2 protein-coding genes are annotated in these 1,709 nt (G+C 61.4%); one reads left to right on the top strand and one right to left on the bottom strand.

Annotated elements, in window-relative coordinates:
- On the top strand, positions 1-982 hold a 982-nt coding region (locus B7X49_RS18640), incomplete at its 5' end, for an MIP/aquaporin family protein (RefSeq protein WP_353744451.1).
- 97 nt (positions 983-1,079) lie between these two features.
- On the opposite strand, the gene B7X49_RS18635 is transcribed toward B7X49_RS18640, so the two are convergent.
- Positions 1,080-1,538, bottom strand: a complete 459-nt coding sequence (locus B7X49_RS18635; RefSeq protein WP_029312271.1) for a MucR family transcriptional regulator — start codon at positions 1,536-1,538, stop codon at positions 1,080-1,082.
- Between the last annotated feature and the right edge of the window lie 171 nt (positions 1,539-1,709).

Below are 1,709 nucleotides of genomic sequence, written 5' to 3'. Positions count from 1 at the left end.
CACACCACCCACTTTGCGACCACGCATGGGTGTCAAATCCGGTTGGCGCGCCACATCGATCTATGCGGAAATGATTGCCGAGTTCCTCGGCTGCGTCGTCCTGATCGCCTTCGGTGCCGGCGTGGTCGCCGTGGCGGTGGTCGGCCTCACTGAATCGGGCCGCACCGCCGTCATCTTCAATGGTGCCGGCGGCTGGCTGCTGATCACCTGGGGCTGGGCCTTCGCGGTCACTCTGGCGGTCTATGTTGCCGGTGGCGTCACCGGCGCGCATCTCAATCCGGCGGTCAGCCTGGCCTTCGCGGTGAAGGGCGATTTTCCCTGGCGTAAGGTCCTGCCCTACTGGGTCGCCCAGGTCGCCGGCTGCTTCGCCGGGGCCGCACTGGTCTATGCCGACTACTTCCGCGCGATCGATGCCTGGAACGCGGCGCATCACGTGGCATCCTATGCGGCTTCGGGCGGGCTGACCACGTTCAGCATCTTCGCCACCTTCCCCGCCTCATATCTCGGCTCGCACATGGATCTGGCCCTGCTCGACCAGATCATCGGCACCTTTTTCCTGCTGCTGTTCATTCTCGCGATCTCGGATAATCTGAACCTCAGCCCACAGTCGAACATGGGGCCGTTCCTGGTCGGCATCGCGGTTGCGGCGATCGGTATGTCGTACGGCGTTGACGCCGGCTACGCGATCAACCCGGCGCGCGACTTCGGCCCGCGGCTGTTCACCTGGGTCGCCGGGTGGGGCCCGAACGCCTTCCCCGGTCCGCATGGCTATTGGTGGGTGCCAATCGTCGGACCCATGATCGGGGCGGTCCTCGCGGTCTATGTCTACAAATGGGCGATCAGCCTCACCCTGATTGCGCGCAACGAACTGCTGAAATCCGAGCACCCGCTGCCACCGCAGGAAGGCATCGGGTACAGTCTCGAGCAACTGCAATCAGCACTCGACAAAGCGAAAAAGGCCCACGCACCCGGCCTGAACTGAAATCGATTTCGCCTACACGAGGAAAAGGCCGGTCGAACCTGACCGGCCTTTTTTCAATATTCGACCAGGGACGATCGGGTCACGCCACGCCGGATAATCAGGCGCTCTTTTTGCCCCGCGTGGCGGGTGCGGCCGGCGCCGGTGCGACGGCAGCCGCCGGCTTGGTGCCGAGGCCGATTTTCTTGGCGAGGTTTGAGCGCTGCTTGGCGTAGCTCGGCGCGACCATCGGGTATTCGGCGGGCAACTGCCAACGTTCACGATACTGTTCCGGCGTCAGATTATAGGCCGATTTCAAGTGACGGCGGAGCATTTTCAGCTTCTTGCCGTCTTCAAGACAGATGATGTAATCGTTGAACACCGATTTCTTCGGATTGACCGCGGGTTCCGGCGGGGCGCTGACCTCGGCAACCGGGGTTTCGGTGCCGCTCAGGCTCTGGTAGACTTCGCGGATGAGGGTTGGCAGCATATCCGTCGTGACCGAATTATGCGACACATGGGCCGCAATAATCTGCGCGGTCAGTTGCAGTAGCTGGTTGTTGGATTGCGAGTCAGACATCATTAGTCCTTCAGAAATCGTTGTTGCAGGATGACTATCGACCCATTTGACGGATTTTTGGGACGAATGCAACAAACCGTGCCTATCCGGTTAAGTCAGACACCCACTACATGTGGGGTGGACCCATGCTCCCGAATAAAGCTGGGCATAGGTTGGCGCCTCGGCGCCGCC

The sequence above is a fragment of the Acidiphilium sp. 34-64-41 genome, assembly GCF_002282635.1.
Taxonomy (GTDB): Bacteria; Pseudomonadota; Alphaproteobacteria; order Acetobacterales; family Acetobacteraceae; genus Acidiphilium; species Acidiphilium rubrum.
This window is presented reverse-complemented; position numbering and strand designations above follow the sequence as displayed.